25 protein-coding genes, 1 tRNA gene and 1 pseudogene are annotated in these 19837 nt (G+C 59.3%); 10 read left to right on the forward strand and 17 right to left on the reverse strand.

Features of this window, described 5'->3' with window-relative positions:
- Positions 1-21: 21 nt before the first annotated feature.
- The gene (locus ACZRJ6_RS12255) at positions 22-507 is read right to left on the reverse strand and encodes a DMT family transporter (RefSeq protein WP_133099295.1); all 486 of its coding nucleotides are present in this window, start codon (positions 505-507) and stop codon (positions 22-24) included.
- A 77-nt stretch (positions 508-584) separates the two neighbouring features.
- On the opposite strand from ACZRJ6_RS12255, the gene ACZRJ6_RS12260 reads away from it, so the two are divergent.
- From ACZRJ6_RS12260 to ACZRJ6_RS12285, 6 genes are all read left to right on the forward strand, one after another.
- A complete protein-coding gene (locus tag ACZRJ6_RS12260; RefSeq protein ID WP_463968318.1) occupies positions 585-1499 on the forward strand; it encodes a LysR family transcriptional regulator in 915 nt (304 codons plus the stop codon).
- 66 nt (positions 1500-1565) lie between these two features.
- Positions 1566-2204: a LysE family translocator gene (locus tag ACZRJ6_RS12265; protein ID WP_463968319.1), complete on the forward strand. Its 639-nt coding sequence runs from the start codon at positions 1566-1568 to the stop codon at positions 2202-2204.
- A gap of 100 nt (positions 2205-2304) precedes the next feature.
- Positions 2305-3663: a sensor domain-containing protein gene (locus ACZRJ6_RS12270; RefSeq protein ID WP_463968320.1), complete on the forward strand. Its 1359-nt coding sequence runs from the start codon at positions 2305-2307 to the stop codon at positions 3661-3663.
- 110 nt (positions 3664-3773) lie between these two features.
- Positions 3774-4301 (forward strand): DUF4142 domain-containing protein, encoded by a 528-nt coding sequence (locus ACZRJ6_RS12275; protein WP_463968321.1) that lies wholly within the window; start codon positions 3774-3776, stop codon positions 4299-4301.
- 123 nt (positions 4302-4424) lie between these two features.
- Entirely contained in the window at positions 4425-4568 is a 144-nt protein-coding gene (locus ACZRJ6_RS12280) for a hypothetical protein (protein ID WP_178114527.1), read from the forward strand.
- A 90-nt stretch (positions 4569-4658) separates the two neighbouring features.
- Complete coding sequence (locus ACZRJ6_RS12285) at positions 4659-5489, forward strand: GNAT family N-acetyltransferase (RefSeq protein WP_463968322.1); 831 nt, start codon at positions 4659-4661, stop codon at positions 5487-5489.
- Positions 5490-5506: 17 nt separating this feature from the next.
- Here the strand turns inward: ACZRJ6_RS12285 and ACZRJ6_RS12290 are convergent, their stop codons facing one another.
- The 5 genes from ACZRJ6_RS12290 to ACZRJ6_RS12310 all read right to left on the reverse strand — a co-directional run bounded on the left by ACZRJ6_RS12290 (position 5507) and on the right by ACZRJ6_RS12310 (position 8221).
- Positions 5507-6007 (reverse strand): methylated-DNA--[protein]-cysteine S-methyltransferase, encoded by a 501-nt coding sequence (locus ACZRJ6_RS12290; RefSeq protein ID WP_463968323.1) that lies wholly within the window; start codon positions 6005-6007, stop codon positions 5507-5509.
- Between the two features lie 102 nt (positions 6008-6109).
- Positions 6110-6484 (reverse strand): hypothetical protein, encoded by a 375-nt coding sequence (locus ACZRJ6_RS12295; RefSeq protein ID WP_463968324.1) that lies wholly within the window; start codon positions 6482-6484, stop codon positions 6110-6112.
- Between the two features lie 45 nt (positions 6485-6529).
- Entirely contained in the window at positions 6530-6940 is a 411-nt protein-coding gene (locus ACZRJ6_RS12300; RefSeq protein WP_133099288.1) for a type II toxin-antitoxin system HicB family antitoxin, read from the reverse strand.
- A 23-nt stretch (positions 6941-6963) separates the two neighbouring features.
- Positions 6964-7146 (reverse strand): type II toxin-antitoxin system HicA family toxin, encoded by a 183-nt coding sequence (locus ACZRJ6_RS12305; protein WP_177028570.1) that lies wholly within the window; start codon positions 7144-7146, stop codon positions 6964-6966.
- A 166-nt stretch (positions 7147-7312) separates the two neighbouring features.
- Positions 7313-8221, reverse strand: coding sequence for a LysR family transcriptional regulator (locus tag ACZRJ6_RS12310; protein ID WP_463968325.1), 909 nt, complete (start codon positions 8219-8221; stop codon positions 7313-7315).
- A 95-nt stretch (positions 8222-8316) separates the two neighbouring features.
- On the opposite strand from ACZRJ6_RS12310, the gene ACZRJ6_RS12315 reads away from it, so the two are divergent.
- On the forward strand, positions 8317-9480 hold the full coding sequence (locus ACZRJ6_RS12315) for an MFS transporter (protein ID WP_463968326.1): 1164 nt from the start codon (positions 8317-8319) through the stop codon (positions 9478-9480).
- Positions 9481-9659: 179 nt separating this feature from the next.
- Here ACZRJ6_RS12315 and ACZRJ6_RS12320 read toward each other — a convergent pair.
- The 5 genes from ACZRJ6_RS12320 to ACZRJ6_RS12340 all read right to left on the reverse strand — a co-directional run bounded on the left by ACZRJ6_RS12320 (position 9660) and on the right by ACZRJ6_RS12340 (position 12031).
- Positions 9660-9733, reverse strand: a tRNA-Gly gene (locus ACZRJ6_RS12320).
- The gene (locus ACZRJ6_RS12325; protein WP_463968327.1) at positions 9734-9952 is read right to left on the reverse strand and encodes a hypothetical protein; all 219 of its coding nucleotides are present in this window, start codon (positions 9950-9952) and stop codon (positions 9734-9736) included.
- Positions 9936-10820 carry an alpha/beta fold hydrolase gene (locus tag ACZRJ6_RS12330; protein WP_463968328.1) on the reverse strand — a complete coding sequence of 295 codons (885 nt, stop codon included), beginning with the start codon at positions 10818-10820 and terminating at the stop codon, positions 9936-9938. Before ACZRJ6_RS12330 ends, ACZRJ6_RS12325 begins: the two co-directional genes overlap by 17 nt.
- 306 nt (positions 10821-11126) lie before the next feature.
- Complete coding sequence (locus tag ACZRJ6_RS12335) at positions 11127-11819, reverse strand: 16S rRNA pseudouridine(516) synthase (RefSeq protein ID WP_463968329.1); 693 nt, start codon at positions 11817-11819, stop codon at positions 11127-11129.
- Positions 11819-12031 carry a cysteine-rich CWC family protein gene (locus tag ACZRJ6_RS12340; protein ID WP_149414311.1) on the reverse strand — a complete coding sequence of 71 codons (213 nt, stop codon included), beginning with the start codon at positions 12029-12031 and terminating at the stop codon, positions 11819-11821. Before ACZRJ6_RS12340 ends, ACZRJ6_RS12335 begins: the two co-directional genes overlap by 1 nt.
- A 417-nt stretch (positions 12032-12448) precedes the next feature.
- On the opposite strand from ACZRJ6_RS12340, the gene ACZRJ6_RS12345 reads away from it, so the two are divergent.
- Positions 12449-12811, forward strand: coding sequence for a hypothetical protein (locus ACZRJ6_RS12345; protein ID WP_463968330.1), 363 nt, complete (start codon positions 12449-12451; stop codon positions 12809-12811).
- A 162-nt stretch (positions 12812-12973) separates the two neighbouring features.
- Positions 12974-13408: a DUF3757 domain-containing protein gene (locus ACZRJ6_RS12350; protein WP_463968331.1), complete on the forward strand. Its 435-nt coding sequence runs from the start codon at positions 12974-12976 to the stop codon at positions 13406-13408.
- A 44-nt stretch (positions 13409-13452) separates the two neighbouring features.
- Here ACZRJ6_RS12350 and ACZRJ6_RS12355 read toward each other — a convergent pair whose 3' ends face one another.
- Positions 13453-14565 (reverse strand): enoyl-CoA hydratase/isomerase family protein, encoded by a 1113-nt coding sequence (locus ACZRJ6_RS12355; protein WP_463968332.1) that lies wholly within the window; start codon positions 14563-14565, stop codon positions 13453-13455.
- A 134-nt stretch (positions 14566-14699) separates the two neighbouring features.
- Here ACZRJ6_RS12355 and ung point away from each other — a divergent pair, with 134 nt between their 5' ends.
- Complete coding sequence (ung, locus tag ACZRJ6_RS12360; protein WP_133099277.1) at positions 14700-15392, forward strand: uracil-DNA glycosylase; 693 nt, start codon at positions 14700-14702, stop codon at positions 15390-15392.
- Between the two features lie 53 nt (positions 15393-15445).
- Here ung and ACZRJ6_RS12365 read toward each other — a convergent pair whose 3' ends face one another.
- The 5 genes and pseudogenes from ACZRJ6_RS12365 to ACZRJ6_RS12385 all read right to left on the reverse strand — a co-directional run.
- On the reverse strand, positions 15446-16483 hold the full coding sequence (locus tag ACZRJ6_RS12365) for an AbrB family transcriptional regulator (RefSeq protein WP_463968333.1): 1038 nt from the start codon (positions 16481-16483) through the stop codon (positions 15446-15448).
- Positions 16476-17990 (reverse strand): tripartite tricarboxylate transporter permease, encoded by a 1515-nt coding sequence (locus ACZRJ6_RS12370; protein ID WP_463968334.1) that lies wholly within the window; start codon positions 17988-17990, stop codon positions 16476-16478. The genes ACZRJ6_RS12365 and ACZRJ6_RS12370 overlap by 8 nt, the downstream gene beginning before the upstream one ends.
- A 1-nt stretch (position 17991) precedes the next feature.
- On the reverse strand, positions 17992-18450 hold the full coding sequence (locus ACZRJ6_RS12375; protein ID WP_463968335.1) for a tripartite tricarboxylate transporter TctB family protein: 459 nt from the start codon (positions 18448-18450) through the stop codon (positions 17992-17994).
- Positions 18451-18510: 60 nt separating this feature from the next.
- Positions 18511-19506 (reverse strand): Bug family tripartite tricarboxylate transporter substrate binding protein, encoded by a 996-nt coding sequence (locus ACZRJ6_RS12380; RefSeq protein WP_371923915.1) that lies wholly within the window; start codon positions 19504-19506, stop codon positions 18511-18513.
- Between the two features lie 49 nt (positions 19507-19555).
- Positions 19556-19804: pseudogene (locus tag ACZRJ6_RS12385) on the reverse strand (hypothetical protein); the annotation flags it as partial.
- Positions 19805-19837 lie beyond the last annotated feature (33 nt).

Genomic DNA, 19837 nt, shown 5'->3' on the forward strand with positions numbered 1-19837 from the left:
CCATGGTCGGCAGATGCCTCATCAAGCGGCTGCCAACGCTTTAACCGGCACTGCGCTGAACTGAATCAACGCCACCCCACCCAGCAACATCAGCACCCCGATTAACCGGGGCGCTGTCAGTTGCCGCTCCACCAAACCGAACAGGCCAAAGTGATCCAGCAGCAACGAGGCGAGGATTTGCCCGGCCATTGCCAGGGCGATAAATCCAGATGCGCCCAGCTTGGGCAACAGCATCAGCGCCAGGGAAATAAAACATACGCCGAACGCGCCACCGGTCCACATCCACAGCGGTGCCTTGGTGATGAAGCCCAGGCTGGGCAACGGCAAGCGCAGGGCCAGGATCACCGGCAGCAGCACGGCGATGCTGACCAGCAGCGATGCCAGCGTCGCCCATAATGGATGCCCCAGCCCACGTCCCAGGTTGGCATTGATCGCGCTTTGAAACGGCACCACCGCCCCGGCAATCACCGCCAACAGCAACAAACCCAGCCAATGCAACGTCGTCATGAAGATTCTCCCAAAGGTTTCACTGGACTCTAAACTATTCGTCGCGCAAATTTAAATTCCAAGTTCTTATGCAGATCATGCACGTAATGAATAGTCTTCGTCGCATCGACCTCAACCTGCTGGTGATCCTCGACGCCTTGCTCAGCGAGCAACACGTGACCCGTGCCGCCGAACGCCTGCACCTGAGCCAGCCAGCGGTAAGCCACGCGCTGGCGCGGTTGCGCGAAGTGCTGGGAGACCCGCTACTGGTGCGTCAGGGTGGCGGCCTGGTGCCCACCGCCCGCGCCCTTGAGTTGGCCGCGCCTTTGGCCGAAGCGCTGGCCCAGGTGCAATCGCTGCTGGCACCGAACCTTTTTGACCCGGCCTCGGCTAAGCGCACCTTTCGTCTGGCCATGTCGGACTACGGCGCAGCGATCCTGCTGCCGGGGTTGGTGCGCACCTTGCGTCGGGCAGCGCCCGGCATCGACCTGTTGATCATCCATGCCAGCCGCGAAGGTATGTTGGACGGCGTGCTCAACGGAGAGATCGACCTGGCGGCCGGGGTCTTTCCCGACTTGCCTGCTGAACTGCGCAGCACGCCTTTGTTCGAAGAGCATTACGCCTGTCTGGTGGACCGCAATAGCCTGCCGGAAGACGGCGTGCTCGACTTGCCCACCTACCTGGCACGCCCCCATGTGCTGCTGGAAATGCGCGGCAGCGGTACCCCGGAAATTGAACGGGCACTGACCGCCATCCGCGAACGTCGGCATGTCGCCATCAGCTTGCCTCACTGGAGTGTTGCGCCGCAGTTGATCGAGGGTACGGACCTGATTCTCACCGTGTCGTCTCGTGGCTTGCTTACTATCGATCAGCAAAAGCTTCTGGTGGTGCCGCCGCCGTTCCACATACCATCCTTCGAGTTTGTGCTGGCCTGGCACAAGCGGCGGGGCGGGGATACGGCGTTGCAGTGGTTGAATGAGCAGGTACGGGGAATGAAGTTTTACCCTGACTAACATTGCAGTGCCTTGCAGATTGTGCAGAATCAACCGGCCACCTTTTTTTGTCAGAGCATGTTACCCATGACCCCATCGTTGCTGTTTGCTGTTATCGCCTCGGGCTTTATTTATGGCATCACCCCAGGCCCCGGCGTGCTGGCAGTGTTCGGCATTGGTGCGGCCCGTGGCCGTCGCGCCGGTGCCGGGTTTTTATGTGGGCACTTGCTGGGTGACGTGGTGTGGTGCAGCACCGCGTTGATCGCCATCGTTGGTGCGCGGGAAATCGGCAGCAGCGCCTTTGATGTGTTGGGCGTGCTTAGCGCTCTCTATCTGTTCTGGCTGGGTGTGCGCGCCATCCGCACCCGTCGCAGCAGCGAGGAAACGCCCCAAGGCGCGGCGCGGCAACCGTTCTGGCACGGCATTCTGTTCGGCCTGACTAACCCCAAGGCCTACCCGGTGGCCGTGGCGACTTTTACCGCGCTGCTCTCCAGCCGCGCAGAGTTGCTCACCTGGTCGATGCTGCCGTGGCTGATCTTGCTGAGTTTTGTCGGCGGCCTCGTCGCTTACGCTATCCTCATTGGCATTGTCGGTGCCCGCCAGGTACGCGCGGTGTACCAGCGCCATGAGGTGATGATCACCCGTTTGTGCGGCGTGATGTTTATCGGTTTTGCCGTCAACGCCCTGGCTCACGCGTTGCCGGGCCTGTTGGGCAACAAGACGTAAGGGCGTTGCACGGAACAACCGCTTCACGGGTCGGCACCGCAGACGCCTGACCGGCCCATGGATTTTTTCAACGCTGGCATCGCACGGTTCCCCTATCTTGATGGAAACCAGAAACGCTGCACCGCTAGCCAGTTACATCGACCTGCTGCTGGACGCCGTTTGTGCGGTCGATGTGGACGGTCGCTTCGTATTTGTCAGTGCGGCCTGTGAGCGCATTTTCGGCTATACCCCCGAAGAGCTTGTGGGACGGTCGATGATCGAACTGGTGTATCCCGCCGATCGGGCGCGCACCCTGGAGGCTGCGCGCGAGATCATGGCCGGCCAGGCCAAGCCCAGCTTCGAGAACCGCTATGTGCGCAAGGACGGTTCAGTGGTGTACATCATGTGGTCGGCGCGTTGGTCCGAAGTTGATCAACTGCGCATCGCCGTCGCCCGTGACGTCACTGAGCGCAAGCTGGCGCAATCCAAACAGGCGGCGCTGTATGCCATTTCCGAAGCGGCCCATGGTGCCGAGGACTTGCTGACCCTGTTCAAGCGCATCCACCAGATTCTCGGTGAATGGTTGCCCGCCTCGAATTTTTCCGTGGCCTTGTACAACGAGGTTGAGGATGAGTTGAGCTTTCCCTATCACGTCGATGACCGTGAACCGCAGCCACAACTGCCTGGCACCGCTACGGGCAGTATCTGCGCCGAAGTGATCCGCAGTGGCCAGCCGCTGTTGCTGACACCCGGCAACCATGGGGCTCTGAAGGACGTCCTGAAGGCGTTCAGCGGTCATGAGACGACATGCTGGCTGGGTGTGCCCCTTAACGCCCTGACCGGGACCGTCGGCGTGTTGCTCGTCAAAAGCGCGCCAGGGGATGCCCGCTACACTAAACAGGACCAGGAACTGCTGCAATACGTCTGCGCTCAGGTCACGGCGGCCATCGAGCGCAAGTTGTTGTTGGCTCGCTTGCAACACATGGCGCAATACGACCAACTGACCCTCCTGCCCAATCGCGCCTTGCTCCATGAACGCCTGCACAGCGCTCTGGCCCGTGCCCGCCGGGAAGGCGGCCGCCTGGCGCTGTTGTATGTCGACCTTGATCACTTCAAACAGGTCAATGACACGTTTGGCCACGGCATTGGTGACTTGTTGCTGCAGGAAGTCGCTCATCGCCTAACGGCTTGTGTCCGGGAAACCGACACCGTGGCGCGGATCGGCGGCGATGAATTTGTGATCCTGCTGGACAGCGTCCAACGACCTGAAGACGCGGCTGTCGTCGCAGCCAATGTGGAGCGTTCGTTGCTACCTGCGTTGAACCTGGAAGGCCACTGCCTGACCATTCAAGCGAGCATCGGCGTTGCCCTGTACCCGGAGCACGGCACCGAGGAAAAACCGTTGTTCAAACATGCCGATGAGGCCATGTACGGCGTCAAGAGGGCGCGTCGAAGCGAGGTGATGACGCCACAGGTTTGATGACCGTTCGTCGCACCGAAAAGTTTTTTCTAAACCTTTGCCGCCCTGAAAATTCAGATTCAAGGCGGGGCTCGTTCCCCGGCACTTATTATTACCTGGAGGAACTCATCATGAGCCGCATGGCTATCCGGTTACGCACCGCCAGTTTCGCGATGCTGCTGGGCCTCGGCGCCAGCAATGCTTTCGCCCAGTCGCCTGCCGATTTCATCGAGCAGGCTTCGGCCAAGGGTATGGCCGATATCGAAACCAGTCGCATGGCCCACGCCAAGACCTCGTCCAAGGAAATCAAGGATTACACCATCGAGGTCATCAACGAACGTACCCTGGCCAATCAGCACCTGGCGGCAATCGCCAAGAAGCTCGACTTGCCGGTGGCGCCTCGGGACAAGATCGTCGACAAGGCCGAAACCCTGATGCCCGAACTCAAGGATGGCGACTCCTTCGACGCTGCCTACACCGCCCAGCAGGTCAAGGCCAATGAAGACGCCATCGCTCTGTTCAAGCAGGAAGGCGCGGCGTCCGATGTTCCGGAAATAAAGGCCCTGGTCGATGAGACCCTGCCCACGCTGGAAACTCGCCTGGAAAAAGCCCGGGCGCTGGCTTCGACCTATGGCAAGAGCCGCCGAGGCGCAGGTTGATTGCTGCGGCATCGTTATTGACGCTGAAATGAAAAACGGCGGTGTGCAGCTACTGTCGAGGCTGACAGTGTTGCTTTCGTCGATGGTCACTACTGCTTCAATCCCTCTACAGGAAGCGCAATCATGAACATCATCCGTAGCGTGTGTCTGGCCTGCTGTGTGTTTGCCCTGCAAGGTTGTTTTGACAGTTCGAACAACGAAACCCAGGACAACACCAGTGGCAGCAAATCATCGGTAAAAATGCAGGACTCGAAGGCGGATAAGTAGACCTTGGCGTTTTTCTCCAGGAATTTTCGGAGAGTGCTTACGGTGCAGTGACGGCGTGGCCGCAAGACTGGGCTTTTGCCGGACTTGCCCATGGATACGACAGTCGACTCCACCGTCATCGCGCTCTACCACCAGACCGAAGACTATTATTTCACCTCGACCTGCCCGTTGCACCGGCGCCTCAATGCCTGTGTGAGCGTCTATTTTTCCGACGAATACATCAATGAATGGAACCTGTTGTTTATCCGGGTAGGCAGTTCCCATCCCGGTGATGCCGTGGCCGCTTCTCTGGAACTGATCCGCACGACTGCGTTGCCAATACGGATGGTGATTCATCAGGACAAGGTCCAGGCGCTGCACAGCACCCTAGCGGGGCTGGACTTTATTGCTGCCGAAAGCAGCACGGCCATGGTTCTGGATTTATCGGTGTTTACATCGACATCAACCATGGACAGCCATCTGCACATCAACCAGACCCACAACCTCAATGACTGGTCCGGCCCAGTGGCCAGCGCGTTCGGGATGCCAGCCGAAGGCATGGCCCATTATCAGGCCCGGCATCAGGTTGCCATCGACAGTGGCAAGTTTCTCTACCACTTCATCCTGTCTGTGCAGGGAAGGACCGTCTGCTCACTGACCCTGTCGATGTGCGATGAGCTGGCCCGACTGAACGATATTGGCACTGAGGTCGATTGTCGTGGCAAAGGCTACGCGACGCAGTTGATCAACGCTGCGCTGGCACATGCTGCGATCCTGGGTGCGCGCTGGTGTTTCCTCGAAGCGTCGACTCAAGGCCTGCCGCTCTACCGCAAGCTCGGCTTCTCGCCGCTGTTCGACTATCAGGCTTTTGTACGCGGGCCTTTGCTTGCGCCGACTACATCCGCTAGCACTGGGCACCCTGGCGAAACTGCTGTGGGCTGACGCCTATCAGGTTGGGATCAGACGGCGATTTCCGTTTGATCTTCCCCCTCAAGGCTCAGCAAATATTGCTTGGCTTCAAGCCCACCGGCAAATCCTGTCAGCCCCCCGGATGCGCCAATCACACGATGGCACGGCGCAACAATCGAGATTGGATTTCGGCCATTGGCCGCGCCCACTGCACGCACGGCTTTTGGATTGCCGATCTGCAAGGCGATCTGGCTGTAGCTGCGGGTTTCGCCGAAGGGGATGGTCAGCAAGGCCTGCCAGACTTTTTTCTGAAAGTCAGTGCCGGCGAAGTCCAGTTCCAGCTCGAAATGGTTACGGGTACCGGCGAAGTATTCCTTCAACTGCCGCTGCGCTTCCAGCAACACCGGGCTGTCGTTGGCCTCCTGTAACGGGCCCAGGCGTACGCGATTGGCACGTTCGTTTTCCCACAGGATGGCGGCGAGTTTCCCGCTGCGGGCGACAAGGGTCAGTTGGCCGACGGGAGAAGGCATGAGTGTGTATTCATAGGACATGGGCTGACTCCTTACTGGGCAGGTGTGAAAGGGTACGACGCCACTGTAGATTTGCGAGCCCATGGGGAAACTACGTTTCTTGCGGTTAAATTCGCGAAAGGTTTAAAAGTTCCAGTAAACCCAGTTGGAGTAAATGGGGTACCAGTAGAGCCAGGCAATGTAATAGAGACCTTTGAGTACCGAGGGCGTGCCCATGGCAATCAACGAGATAAGGTTGAGTAAGGCCATTGCCCCAGCGAAAGCCGCCAGCCACCGGCCAGCATTACGTACGGCAAACCAGCAGCCATAAAAGGACGATGCGATAGCAGTCAGGCTCATGGCTATAGCCAGGAAAAACGGCAGTTTTACCAACGTCAGCAACAGTGGGAGCAGCACCACCAAGCCCACTACCTTCCTGATTACAGGTCCTGAACTACGTTGGTTTGGAGAGAGCATTGCGGTTGTTCCTGATTCAGCGTTTGAACGACTGACGATCATTGCGGCCTGAGCCCGCCGCTGCATTTAGAGTTTGCTTAACTGCATTCACCGGTCTTGTTGCAACACTTTGAGTGCCGCTGAAGCGAGAAAGCCCGAGCGGCTTTTTTCTTCGGGGTGGTGCAGCACGTATTCATCAATACGGTTCAGCAGATAACCGGGCAGGGTGATGTTGAGCTTCTGCGCCTTGCCCAGGTACTTGGTGACATCAATGTCCACCACCGCCCAGGTGCAGCCGGCGTACTGCGGGTTGGCTGCGTGCAGGGTCACCTTCTGTGCATTGGGAATCGGCGAGCCGTCCTCCGCGAGGATCTCGAAGTGGCCTTCGATGGCTTCCCGGGCCATGGCCATGGCGTCGTCCAGATCATCGCCGGCGGAGAAGCAGCCAGGGATGTCCGGGACTTCAACGCCCCAGGCGTGGTCTTGGTCACCGGTTGAAATTGCAATCGGGTACAGCATATTCGTTGTTCTCCAGGGACGGTTTAACTGAGCAGAGCTTGTTTCAAAATGCTCTTCGCGGTCTTGTCCAGCAGGTCTTTCTTGGGATGAGGAATCGTTACCAGTCCAGGCTTCGTTGGATGCTTGAAATGGTGATGACTACCTCTGATTCGCACCAGGTGCCAGCCGTCCGCGACGATATGACCTATCAAATATCGGCTGTCCACATCACCTCCTTGTGGTGTGTTAGTGGTGACTATAACCACTATTAATGAATTATCAACACTCTACCTACCAACGGTCGATAACCGATGTTTCCGTGGGCGGTGTATGCGGTGTAAGAGTGTGCGGGGACGCCGCTGGAGAGAGTTATTGCGAGTTTTTGCAGGCGGCTCAGACGTGTTGGCGCGCCAGTAACACTTCATCAATCACCGTCATGAACGCCTCGACCAACAGGCTGCGCCCTTGCATGCGCGTAAGCACTAGCAGTTGCGCGCAAGCATCAGGATCTGTCAGTGGCCGATAGGTCACACCTTTGTTCATCAAGCTTTGGGTGCACTCAGGCACCAGCGCGACCCCTTGTCCGGCGGCCACCAAGGCAATGATAGAGGTGATTTGCCGCCCAGACGGGCCTGGGCGCAGCGGCAAACCATTGCGTCGGTAGAGTTGTTCGATGGACTGGTTAAGCCCCGAGCCGTAATCGTCGGGGAACAGAATCAACGGGTACGTGCTGAGTTGCGTCAGGCTGATCTGTGCCTGGCTGGCCAGCGGGTTGTCGCTGGAGACGGCGGCAACCAGCGACTCCTCACCAAGAGACAGCGCCTGTACCTCGGTTTGCCCGCTTTGCGGCAATAACCGGCTCAGGCCGATATCCAGACGACCGTCGGTTATTTGCGAGCCCATGCTACCGGACGCGCACTCCACCAGCGTCAACTGTACATCGGGAAAGCGTAGGGCAAAGGCCTGGATGGTCTGGCTGAACAAGTCCGAGAGGGCGATCGAACTGACGTAACCCAGCGCCAATTGCCCGGCGGAACCTGCGGCCAGCTTGCCGGCGATGACTTCGGCCAGGTCGACCTGCTCCAGGACAGCGCGGGCATAAGGCAAGAAGGAGCGACCCTGAGCGGTAAGGGAAACCGTGCGGCTGGTGCGATCAAATAGACGAAAACCCAGTTCAGTCTCCAGTGCCGAAATCTGTCGGGTCAACGGCGGCTGGGCCAGGTGCAGGCGCAGGGCGGCGCGACCGAAGTGCAATTCTTCGGCGACGGTCAGAAAGTAACGCAGCTTGCGTAGGTCGAGCATCCTGGCCCCTGGGTATTGATCGGTCTGAAATCGGTATTGGTCTTCATCGCGTCGCGCATTTTATAAAGTCTTCTCAAAATAATACGAGAGGTTTCATGAAACCGCGCCTGCATTGTGCCCGTCTTGCCTTGTTCCTGTGTGGCTGCGCGGCTTTTCTCAACCTCTATGCAACCCAGAGCATTCTCCAGAGCTTTGCATTGGATTTTCAGGTGAGCGCCAAAGAGGCTGGCTGGAGCATTACCGTTACCACCTTGGCCGTGGCAATTACCGCACCGTTTGTCAGCCGCTTCACCGGTAGGTTTGAGCAACGTACAGTGATCGTCGTCGCAGCGTTGCTGTTGGCGGTGCCGTCGCTGATGACGGCCTATGTCGATAGCTTTGCCGAATTGCTGGTGTGGCGGTTTATCGAGGGGATGTTGATCCCGGTGGTATTCGCCACCAGCGTCGCCTACATCGGCGACCGCTGGAGCGGCGGCACCGTTACCGAAGTCACCAGCCTCTACGTGGCCGGGACCGTGCTGGGTGGTTTTGCCGGGCGCTTCGTGACCGGGGTGATGACCGAGTATGTAGGCTGGCGCGAAGCCTTCGAACTGCTGGCGGTGCTGAGCCTGGTGGTGGGCGGCTTTATCCAGTTCCTGTTACCGGCCAATCCGACCCGAGCCGTGCGAGTTGCGGCCACCCGTGTAGGCATCTTCACCAAGCCGCTATTGGCCGCCTACGCCGTAGGCTTTTGCGTGCTGTTCTCCCAAGTGGCGACGTTTACCTACGCCGGCCTGTACCTCAGCCAACCGCCGTTCAACCTGGGCCCTGCGGCGCTGGGCACCATTTACATGGTGTTCCTGCTGGCACTGGTGGTGATCCCCATCGCTGGCCGCCTGAGCAAATCTCGCCCGCAATCCGAATTGCTGACGGTTGCTGCAGTGCTCGGCATCAGCGGCTCGGTCCTCACCTTGTTGCCTTCCCTGTGGAGCATCGTATTGGGCCTGGCCCTGAGTTCCACCGGGGTGTTCCTCGCCCAGGCCGCCGCCAGCGCATTCACCACTGCTACCGCACGACAGAACAAGGCTGGCGCTGTGGGGGTTTACCTGACCTGCTATTACCTGGGCGGCAGCTTCGGCGCCATTGCTCCGGCGATCATCTGGGGACATTGGGGCTGGACCGGCTGCGTGGTGCTGATCATCGGTTTCCAACTGCTGTCATTGTCGATCGCCCGGGTCGGCTGGAAGCCCGTCAGACTCCAAGCGATCAAAGTGAAATGACCTTAAGTGCCCCCCGATATAGTTGGAAAAGGGGACGGATTTATTTACCCGTCACTGACAACGTCAAAAACTCAAGCTTCCAAATTCCACCCATAAAAAAACCGGCCACCAAGAGCCGGTTTTTTTATGTATATACATCTCTCGTCAAAATCATCCTGACGCGAGACCAAAAAACTAAGTGGAGCGGGTGGCGGGAATCGAACCCGCGTGATCAGCTTGGGAAGCTGGAGTAATACCATTATACGACACCCGCTCAGAGCGGCTGACTTTGTACCAGATGTGCGCGTGGATTTGAAGTTTTTCTTTGGGGAATGTGCAGTTTACGATTTGTCGCAGGGCCGTCGGGCAGGCCGTTTGTAGGGGCGAGCTTGCTCACGATGCACCCAATATCGCTGCGCTTATTCAGCAAGCGCGCGGTATCGTTGGTGATCATCGCGAGCCAGTTCGCTCCACGTTCAAATGGCAAACGCATGGTGTGTCTGGCCCTGGTGATACCGAAGTCGACTCGGTTGCTGCTCCGGTTTGAGGAAGCTCATCAACGCCAGGCGACTGTCATTGCACGCCGCCTTGTGCTCCATATCCAGAAAATGCCCGGTGGCCTGGATGGTGCCGAAGCTGCTGTTGGCAATGTGCTGCGAGAACAACTTCGCATCCTGCGCGCTGGTGTACTCGTCCCATTCCCCATTGAGGAACAACACCGGAATGTTGATCTGTTTGGCGGACTTGAGGTAGCACAGGCGGTCGCTGTTGAGGACGTGGCTCATGTGGTAGTGCATTTGCCCGTATTCGTGTTCGGCCAGGGTGCTGACGTGGCGGTAGTTGAAGCGTTTGAACAGGCTGGGCAGGTGTTTGCCGATGGTGCTGTTGACGAGGTTGCCGACGCTGTGGCGGTCGAGGTTGCCGAGGTAGCCGACGCCGCGTTCCAGGTAGTCGTGCATGGGAGTGTTGATCACTGGGGAGAACGAGCTGATCACGGCCTTTTCTACCCGGCGGGGGCGCTGGGCGAGGGCGACGAGGGTGGCGGCTCCGCCCCAGGAGAAGGACAACACATGCTCTGCGGCGAAATGGTCGATGAGTTCCAGGAGGATCTGGCCTTCGACTTCTTTCGTCAGCATTTGCTCGTGGCGGTTGTGGGCTTTGGAGCGACCGGCGTAGGGCTGGTCGTACAGAACCACGTTGAATTGCGGGTGTAGGCTTTTCACGGTTTGGGCGAAAGATGCGGTGGTGGCCATGGAGCCGTTGACCAGGATGATGGTCTTTTCAGCAGCATCCGCGCGATAGAACTCCGTGTAAACCCGATACTGACCCTGTATATCCAGCACAGCGATTTCTGGCCTCATGTCGTAAGACTCCTGGCAAGCGGGTAGTGCGCACAGATAACTCTGCACGAGCTTTGTGACAGGTAGGCATACGCCTGAAAAAAGTGAGGGCCCATGTCGATCCGCTGATGCTGGCCGACGGGTATTGTTATGGCGGGCAATTTGCCGAAGATGCCCGCAGATCAAGCCGTGCGGGCGGGCAAAGTGTTTCTTGGAGGTTTGGGTGACTAGCCAGTCAGATTGCGGCTGGCGTTTTGATTCAAGCAGGATAGGGGCCATGTCGCAAGTTGAGGGCATGGGTTTTTGCCATCAGCGGCTGAACGGTCATCAGACCTGCTTTATTTCGTCGTCCGTCAGCGGCCGATACTGGCCTGGGGCGAGGTTTTCATCCAATACCAGCGGCCCCATGCATTCGCGGTGCAGGCGCGTCACCTTGTTGTCGAAGTGCCCGAACATGCGCTTGACCTGGTGATAACGCCCCTCAATGATGCTCAGGCGCGCACTTCTGGGGCTCAATATCACCAAATCCGCCGGTTGGGTGGTGAGGTCTTCGAAGGCGAAGTACAGGCCGGCCCTAAAGGTTGTCGCATATTGCGGGCCAATCTCCTGTTCGGTCTCGACGTAGTAGACCTTGGGCAGTTTGGTTTGCGGCTGGGTGAGGCGCCGCGACCACTGGCCATCGTTGGTGATCAGCAGGAGGCCTGTGGTGTTGAAGTCCAGGCGACCGGCGATGTGCAACTCGCCTATGTCCGGTTCATCCAGCAAGTCGAGCACGGTGGAGTGTTGCGGGTCCGACGTGGCGCTGACGCAGCCCGGCGGTTTGTGCAACATGAAGTAGCGCGCCGGTTTACCCGCCTGGAGGATGTCATCGTCGCACTCCACGCGGCTGAACTCGCGCACGTCGTGATGGGGATCGCTGACTACTTGTCCATCGACTTTAATCCGCCGTTCTACCAGCAGCAGGCGCACCTGTTGGCGATTGAAGCGGGGCAGGCTGCTGAGGAAACGGTCGACACGCATTACGGCTGCTCGGCCTCACGCAACTGTTCGTCGACCTGGGCACAACGCGGGCAGAGGCAGGCCTTGTTGCGCAGCTCATCGGGCAGCGCTTCAAGCACCGCTGGGTCGATACTGACGCTGTAGCACCAGCACGCTTGGTCGGCGGTACGCGGGTCGGCCAGGGCGCAATCGTTGCGGGCGCCGCAGGCCGGGCAAAGTATTGGAATGGTCATCGGTCGGTTCAGGCTGTAGCGGATAAGTCCCGGCGGAATCCGGTGTACCTTGCACGATACAGCGCCGAACCTTTGCAAGCTACCCAGGCTGGTCAGTCACGCTCCAGTACCACTACCCGTTGCCCGCCGCCAATTGCACCTACCAGAGATTGCCGGCGATATAGCTGTCGATGCTGTGTTGGTTAGCCTGCTAGGGTGTGTCTTCGCCTAGCGGTGCCGCGAACCTGTGATGACTCCTGCACGCAAGAGGCAGGGCGTGAGGTTGCACTGCAATGAAGTGATCGTTAGATGTATCAATCTATGTCCGGATCGCACCAGATTCGCTTTTTGATGTCAGATATTTCGTCATTCGGTGAAAGCTGATTGTCGCTCCCCAGCGTCGCTGGTGTGTGCTCTTCCGCGGTCCAGGAGGCCGCCATGTATCGTCGACTGCTCCTTATCGCTTTGCTCGGTTTGACCCTTTCTGCTTGCGCGCCCTATTACGATGGAGGAGGTCGCAGTTACTACCGCTCGGAAGTTTATACCTCGCCGGCGCCCGTCTATTACTACGGCGGCGGCCCGTCCTATCAGTACCGGCGCGACTACTCTGCACCGCCGCCGCGTTACTACCCGGCGCCGCGTTATTACCAGCCTGCGCCCCATTACTACCCGGCAGGGCCGAGGGCTGGCTACCGGCCGTACCCCAATCGGGGCGGTGGGGATCACTGGGGCAACGGCGGCCGTGGCCGGGGAGACGGTCGTGGTTCGAATCATGGCGGGGGGCGCGGCGGGCACCGTTAATCAGACTTTCCTTAAAACGGCGCGTAATGCGCCGTTTTTTTGTGGGTGACCGCCTGTCGCCACTGTCATATTTCACAGCTACCTTATATGCCTCGCTTGTACTCCACTGAGGACCAAGGCACTGCGTCTTGCCGCACTCAACGTGGGTTAACGGAACGGCATATGACTATCCGCGTACTCTTTTTGCTCTTTCTAGGGTTTTCCTCCATTACCCACGCGGCTGCGGAGCGAGGTTGCCCTTATCCGTCTTCGGTCAAATACCGTGATGGCTACTTTCAAGGAACGGGCACCGACAGCCCCTGGAGAGGTTCAAGCGTGAAGGCCGGGGATTTCCTGGACACGTTTTCCGGCGCTGTCTTTATCCCCAGCGAGGGGCACGAGCGCAAACAGGGCTATCTGGAGAAATGTATCTACACGGCGGGAAGTGGTCGCTCAGTTGCCTTGAGATACTGGGCACCTGATGGCCCTTTGAGCATGTCGCTGACCGATACCAGTCACTGGCGCCTTGCCACCGGCCCTTTTGATCAAGAGGTCTATCTGTGCGATGACAGCCAGCCGGACAATTGTTCGTTCATCATCGATAACCCCAAACACTGACAACCCACGGCAAATCCTCGATTCGCTGTGTCGATGTAAACCTGTCAGTAGTCAGATAAATCCGCCAGCGGATGCCGTCCTTCCCACACCTTGTGAAAGTGCGCCTCCACCACCGCTTCGGGAATGGCGTTGATATCTGGCCAATGCCAGCGCGGCTGCTGATCCTTGTCGATCAACCGGGCCCGCACCCCTTCGCTGAATTCAGGGTGCCGGCAGCAATTGAGGCTCATGGTGTATTCCATCTGGAACACCTGGGCCAGGGAAAGATGCCGGGCGCGCAGGATCTGCTCCCACACCAGGTGCGCAGTCAGCGGGCAGCCGTCGCTCAGGGTCTTGCCGGCGCGGCTGAACAGCGGGTCTGCGTGCTCGCGCAGTTGACTCAGGGCACGCCATGCGCAGCGCACGTCACCCACATCCAGCCATTCGTCGATCTGCGACCGACGCGGCAACCATTGCGCCTCGGGTAGTTGGCTTGCGGCTTCCTGGGCCATGGCCTTGAGCAGGCTGTTGAGTTGCATCGCCGTCTGCTCCTGCCAGTTCAGTTGCAGCAGGCCGTCGAGCAATTCGTCCTGTTGCTCATCGAGCAGGAAGCGGTCGGCGAGACCCAAGTCCAGGGCATCGCGGCCGTTCATATGGGCACCGGTCAAGCCCAGGAACAGTCCCAGCTTGCCGGGCAGACGCGAGAGGAACCAACTGGCGCCGACATCCGGGTACAGACCGATGCTGATTTCCGGCATCGCCAGGCGGCTGCTCGGGGTGACGATGCGCACGGACGCGCTTTGCAGCAGGCCCATGCCACCGCCGAGCACATAGCCATGGCCCCAGCAGATCAGCGGTTTTGGGTAGGTATGCAGGCGATAGTCGAGGCGGTATTCGGCCGCAAAGAACTGCGCGGCCAGAGGCGGTACTTCACCGGGATGTTCACGGCATGCCTGCACCAGGCTTCGCACTTCGCCACCTGCGCAAAACGCCTTGGGTCCGTTACCGCGCAGCAGCACACAGACAATTTGCGGGTCCTTGGCCCAAGTGTCCAGACGTTCGCCGAGGGCCAGGATCATGGGTAAGGAGAGGGCGTTGAGGGACTTTTCAGCATCCAGGCTGGCGATGGCGATGCGGGCGCCGTCGGTGCCGGTCAGCTCTTCGAAGTGCAGGTTCATCGTGACCTCAATCCATCAATTGAACGTTGAGTATGATCCCTTCATGGGAAAGTGCCGCTTCTGCATCAGATCAATTGACAAGCGGAGTGGGCTTTCCTAGGGTTCGCCCCATTGTGTTTTCTCTGGATGTAACCATGACCTCCGACGACCGTATCAAACTCGAACCGAGCTGGAAACAGGCCCTGCGCGATGAGTTCGACCAGCCGTACATGACACAGTTGCGCGAATTCCTGCGCCAGGAACACGCTGCTGGCAAGGAAATCTACCCGCCGGGACCGATGATTTTCAACGCGCTCAATTCCACGCCGCTGGACAAGGTCAAGGTGGTGATCCTCGGCCAGGACCCGTATCACGGCCCGGGCCAGGCCCATGGCCTGTGCTTCTCGGTGCAGCCTGGTGTGCCGGCGCCACCGTCCCTGGTCAACATCTATAAAGAGCTCAAGCGCGACCTGAACATCGACATCCCCAGCCACGGCCATTTGCAAAGCTGGGCCGACCAGGGCGTGCTGATGATCAACACGACCATGACCGTTGAACGGGCCAATGCCAACGCCCACGCGGGCAAGGGCTGGCAGTTCTTTACTGACCGGGTGATCGAGATTGTCAGCGAGCATCAGCCGCACCTGGTGTTTTTGTTGTGGGGCGCCCATGCCCAAGGCAAGCAGAAGCTGATCGACGCCACCAAGCATCTGGTGCTGACCTCGGTGCATCCGTCGCCGTTGTCGGCGTATCGGGGATTTATTGGCTGCGGGCATTTCAGCCGCACCAACAAGTTCCTTGAGCAGAACGGCGAGACGCCGATTGAGTGGCGGTTGCCGCCAGTGTGAGGGGGTAAAAAAGTGGCGAGGGCACAAGTGCCACTCGCCAAAAAGGGAAAATTCTAGGTTTTTTCCGGCTGCCGGTTCCAATGCCGAAACAACGGCTCTGCCAGAAACAACACAAACAACAGGCGCATTACCTGCATTGCCGTCACCAACGGTACCGATAGTTGCAGGGTTTCTGCTGTCAGGCTCATCTCGGCAATACCGCCGGGCATCATGCCCAGGGTCAGCGAGCGTAGATCCAACTGGGTCAGGGCACTTAAACCCACCGCCGCCAGGGTCGCGATCGCCATGGTCAACGCCGTGCCGATCAAGGTACGGCCCATGAACGCCGGTGCACGTCGGAAGAACTGCCGGTTGAAGTGGCAGCCCAGGCCACTGCCGATCAGCCACTGGCCGATCTGGCTACCGCCATCGGGCAGGCCGATGTGCAGGTCCCAGGTAATACTGACGATGGCACTGACCAGCAACGGCCCGAACAACCACGGATTGGGCTGACGCAAACGCTGCCACCCCCAGGCCACCAATGCACCCAAGGGAAACAGCAGCGCCAGCCAGGCCCAGTTGACGGCTGCCGGATGAAATTGTGGGGTGCCTTCGCCCAGCAAATACTTGAAGGCCGCTGGCACGCACAGCACCACCACCAACACCCGCAAGCTTTGCCCCGCAGCCACCCGGCTGAGCACCGCACCATTGCGTGCACCGAGGTTGACCATCTCACCGGAGCCGCCGGGCATGCTGGAGAAAAACGCGGTGGCGCGATCTTCACCGCTACGGCGCATCAACCACACACCGACAATGCTCGACAGGCTGGTGACCAGCGCGCCAAAGAAGATCAGGCCGAAGTGGCTCATCACCTGCTCGATCACCACGGGGGTGAAGTGCAGGCCGATGCCGATGCCTACCACCCATTGGCCGCATTTGCGCCCGCCGGGGATTTCTGCCAATTGCCACGGCGTCAGGCAGCGCACCAGGATGATCGCCAGCAACGAGCCGACCATCCATGGCAGCGGCCAGCCGATCTGGCTGGCAAGGTAACCGCCTGCCAGGCCGACCAATGGTGTTCCCCACCAGTGTCTAAAGGTGGCCTCAGGCATCGGCTACGGCACGACGCTGCAGGGAACGCTTGCGCCAGATGCGGATCAGCGGGAACAACAGCATCAATGCAGTCAGCACCCAGACGCCAAAGGTGATCGGGCTCGACCAGAGGATTTGCAGTTCACCGTTGGAGATCGACAGTGCACGGCGCAGGTTCTGCTCCATCAGGCCGCCGAGAATAAAGCCCAGCAACACCGGCGACAGCGGGAAGTCCAGCTTGCGCAGGATGTAACCGAAGATGCCGATACCGATCATCAGGAACAGGTCGAAGGTAGTGGCGTGAACGGCGTAGACGCCAATCGCGGTGATGATGGCGATTATCGGCACCAGCGCCCAGTTCGGTACTGCAAGGATGCGGGTGAAGATGCGGATCATCGGAATGTTGAGGATCACCAGCATGAGGTTGGCGATAAACAACGACGCGATCAGGCCCCAGACGATGTCCGGTTGCTGTTGGAACAGCAGCGGGCCAGGGGTGATGTTGTACAGCGACAGGGCGCCGATCATTACCGCGGTGGTACCGGAACCGGGGACGCCAAGGGTCAGCATCGGTACCAGGGCGCCGCACGCCGCCGCACCGATGGCGGTTTCCGGGGCCGCGAGGCCGCGCTTGTCACCCTGGCCGAATGTACCGCTGTCACCAGCGATACGTTTCTCGGTCATGTAGGCAACGGCGGACGCCAATGTCGCACCGGCACCCGGCAATACGCCCATGATGAAGCCCAACAGGCCGCAACGAATGTTCACCATGAACACCGCCGACGCTTCCTTGAAGTTGAACATCATCCGGCCGGTGGCTTTCACAGCTTCCTGGCCACGATGGGTTTTTTCCAACAGCAACAGGATCTCACTGATGGAGAACAGGCCCAGCACCAGCACCACGAATTGGATGCCGTCAGTCAGGTGAATGTTGTCACCGGTAAAACGGTACACGCCGCTGTTGGCGTCGATACCGACGGCTGACAGAAACAGGCCGATCAGCGCCGCGACAAAGGTTTTCAGCGGTTTGTCACCGGCCATGCCGCCCAGGCAGACAATGGCGAATACCATCAGTACGAAATATTCCGCCGGGCCGAAGGCGATCGCCCATTTGGCCAGCAATGGGGCGAACAGCACCATGCCGCAGGTGGCAATAAACGCACCGATGAACGAACTCCACGCCGACAGCGACAACGCCACGCCCGCCAGGCCTTTGCGGGCCATCGGGTAGCCGTCGAGAGTGGTCATCACGGTGGACGCCTCGCCCGGAATGTTCAGCAGGATCGAGCTGATCCGGCCGCCGTATTCGCAGCCCAGGTACACGGCTGCCAGCAGGATCAAGGCCGACTCTGGCGGCAGGCCCAAAGCGAAAGCGATTGGGATCAACAGTGCCACGCCGTTGATCGGGCCCAGGCCCGGCAGCAGGCCGACCACGGTGCCGATCAAGGTACCGCATAGTGCGGTTATCAGGTTGTAGGGGGTCAGCGCGACGCCGAAGCCCTGGCCCAAATAGCCTAGCGTATCCATATCAGTTCTCCAAAACGTCAAGCAGACCGAGGGGCAGCGGCACATCCATGGCTTTATCGAACAGCAGATAAAGGCCGACGCTCATCAAGGTGATGATCACCACGCTGGGCAGCCAGCGACCGCCATACAGCCGTGCCATCGGAATGCCGATCAATATGCTGCTGAGAATGAAACCCAAGGATTCGAAGGTGCCAGCGAATACCAGCAACAGCACCACGCAGATTCCGATCTTGATCAGCGTTTCTTGATCCAACGGTGGTTCTTCGTCGCTGTGTTTGGTCGGCTGCGGGCGAATCAGCATGTAGATCAGGGCCAGGCTCATCAGCCCGAGCATCAGCAGCGGGAACGCACGTGGCCCTACGGGTTCGTAGGAAAAAGACGCTTGATATGGCCAAGCCATCAGTGCCAGGCCAGCACAGGCCAGCAATAGCACTGCAGCAAAAATGCGTTGTAAGAGCATTGAAAACTCCTGGGCCACGCCTTTGATGCACAAGGGCGTGGCCGCGCGAACAAGGGGCGATTACTGGATAAGGCCAAACTCTTTGGCCAGCACTTTGTAGTCAGCCACCTGTTTCTTCACGTAGGTGTCCAGCTCCGGGCCGGTCATGGCAAACGGGAACAGCTCGCGCTGATCACGCAGCTTGGCGAAATCTTCGGAAGCCAGCAGTTTGTCGAAGGCGTCTTTCCACCAGGCGTAGTCTTCGTCGCTGACTTTTGGCCCGAGGTAGAAACCACGGACCACTGGCCAGACGATGTCGTAGCCTTGCTCCTTGGCAGTCGGGATGTTCTTCATTTCCGGCTCGTCCAGACGCTCCTCGGAGAACACCGCCAGCAGGCGCATGTCACCGCTCAAGATGTGGGGCATGGAGTCGGAGATGTCGGTGCTGCCCACCTGAATGTGGCCGCCGAGCAGGGCAGTGGCAATTTCACCGCCGCCTTCCAGTGCCACGTAACGCAGGTCGCGTGGGTTGATCCCGGCGGCCTTGGCGATCAGCGCGGTTTGCATCCAGTCCTGGCTGCCGACGGTGCCGCCGGAACCGATGACGACTTTGCTCGGGTCTTTCTTCAGCGCCTGGACCAGATCGTCGAGGTTTTTGTAGGGCGAATCGTTTTTCACTGCAATGGCGCCGTAGCTGGTGCCGACCGCCGCCAGCCAACGCACGTTGGTTTCATCGAAGCGACCGAACTTGCCCTGGGCCAGGTTCAACAGCGAACCGCTGGACCAGGCCACCAGGGTGCCGGCGTCTGCCGGACGCTGGGCCACTACCGCGTTGTAGGCCACCGCGCCGACGCCGCCGGGCATGTAGGTCACGCGCATCGGCTTGCTCAGCAGCTTTTCGTTGACCAGCGCGCTTTGCACCAGTTTGCAGGTCAGGTCAAAGCCACCGCCTGGGGACGCCGGAGCAATACATTCCGGGCGCCTGGGCTCGGCGGTAGATGCGGCAAGCAACTGGCCGGCGAACAGCATGCAGCCAGCCGCCAAAACAAATTTGTGCAGTGATAAGGTCATGTGGATTTCCTTCATTGTTGTTATTGGGTGTGTCTATTACCAGGCACTACCCAGCGCGCGAGGCCACTAGGCTGAGGCAATGTTTGCGATACACGTCGTCGAGTTGGGGGAAGTGGTAGCTGGCGGTGAGCTCGTAGCCCACGCCATCGAAGTCGAAGTGCTTGCCGGTGGCACCACTCAGGAAACGGCTGTTGTTGTTTTCGAAGAAGGCAGCCTGGGCAAGCGGCGAAAAGCCGGCAAGGACAGTCTGGGGCAGGCGAGAAGAACGAGCAGGCAGGCAAGCCTGGGGCTGTGTCGACAGCATCGTTGGTGCACTCCGTTATTGTTCTTATTTTGG

The organism is Pseudomonas sp. C321 (genome assembly GCF_055407105.1).

Bases quoted from the DNA above. Each gene is read 5' to 3' on its own strand.
- ung (WP_133099277.1), top strand. From the start codon at position 14,700: ATGACCTCCGACGACCGTATCAAACTCGAACCGAGCTGGAAACAGGCC.
- ACZRJ6_RS12300 (WP_133099288.1), bottom strand. From the start codon at position 6,940: ATGCTGTACCCGATTGCAATTTCAACCGGTGACCAAGACCACGCCTGG.
- ACZRJ6_RS12315 (WP_463968326.1), top strand. From the start codon at position 8,317: ATGAAACCGCGCCTGCATTGTGCCCGTCTTGCCTTGTTCCTGTGTGGC.
- ACZRJ6_RS12375 (WP_463968335.1), bottom strand. From the start codon at position 18,450: ATGCTCTTACAACGCATTTTTGCTGCAGTGCTATTGCTGGCCTGTGCT.
- ACZRJ6_RS12345 (WP_463968330.1), top strand. From the start codon at position 12,449: ATGTATCGTCGACTGCTCCTTATCGCTTTGCTCGGTTTGACCCTTTCT.
- ACZRJ6_RS12260 (WP_463968318.1), top strand. From the start codon at position 585: ATGCACGTAATGAATAGTCTTCGTCGCATCGACCTCAACCTGCTGGTG.
- ACZRJ6_RS12275 (WP_463968321.1), top strand. From the start codon at position 3,774: ATGAGCCGCATGGCTATCCGGTTACGCACCGCCAGTTTCGCGATGCTG.
- ACZRJ6_RS12350 (WP_463968331.1), top strand. From the start codon at position 12,974: ATGACTATCCGCGTACTCTTTTTGCTCTTTCTAGGGTTTTCCTCCATT.
- ACZRJ6_RS12280 (WP_178114527.1), top strand. From the start codon at position 4,425: ATGAACATCATCCGTAGCGTGTGTCTGGCCTGCTGTGTGTTTGCCCTG.
- ACZRJ6_RS12330 (WP_463968328.1), bottom strand. From the start codon at position 10,820: ATGAGGCCAGAAATCGCTGTGCTGGATATACAGGGTCAGTATCGGGTT.
- ACZRJ6_RS12295 (WP_463968324.1), bottom strand. From the start codon at position 6,484: ATGATCGTCAGTCGTTCAAACGCTGAATCAGGAACAACCGCAATGCTC.
- ACZRJ6_RS12265 (WP_463968319.1), top strand. From the start codon at position 1,566: ATGACCCCATCGTTGCTGTTTGCTGTTATCGCCTCGGGCTTTATTTAT.
- ACZRJ6_RS12340 (WP_149414311.1), bottom strand. From the start codon at position 12,031: ATGACCATTCCAATACTTTGCCCGGCCTGCGGCGCCCGCAACGATTGC.
- ACZRJ6_RS12355 (WP_463968332.1), bottom strand. From the start codon at position 14,565: ATGAACCTGCACTTCGAAGAGCTGACCGGCACCGACGGCGCCCGCATC.
- ACZRJ6_RS12325 (WP_463968327.1), bottom strand. From the start codon at position 9,952: ATGCGTTTGCCATTTGAACGTGGAGCGAACTGGCTCGCGATGATCACC.
- ACZRJ6_RS12365 (WP_463968333.1), bottom strand. From the start codon at position 16,483: ATGCCTGAGGCCACCTTTAGACACTGGTGGGGAACACCATTGGTCGGC.
- ACZRJ6_RS12255 (WP_133099295.1), bottom strand. From the start codon at position 507: ATGACGACGTTGCATTGGCTGGGTTTGTTGCTGTTGGCGGTGATTGCC.
- ACZRJ6_RS12290 (WP_463968323.1), bottom strand. From the start codon at position 6,007: ATGTCCTATGAATACACACTCATGCCTTCTCCCGTCGGCCAACTGACC.
- ACZRJ6_RS12310 (WP_463968325.1), bottom strand. From the start codon at position 8,221: ATGCTCGACCTACGCAAGCTGCGTTACTTTCTGACCGTCGCCGAAGAA.
- ACZRJ6_RS12270 (WP_463968320.1), top strand. From the start codon at position 2,305: ATGGAAACCAGAAACGCTGCACCGCTAGCCAGTTACATCGACCTGCTG.
- ACZRJ6_RS12285 (WP_463968322.1), top strand. From the start codon at position 4,659: ATGGATACGACAGTCGACTCCACCGTCATCGCGCTCTACCACCAGACC.
- ACZRJ6_RS12335 (WP_463968329.1), bottom strand. From the start codon at position 11,819: ATGCGTGTCGACCGTTTCCTCAGCAGCCTGCCCCGCTTCAATCGCCAA.
- ACZRJ6_RS12370 (WP_463968334.1), bottom strand. From the start codon at position 17,990: ATGGATACGCTAGGCTATTTGGGCCAGGGCTTCGGCGTCGCGCTGACC.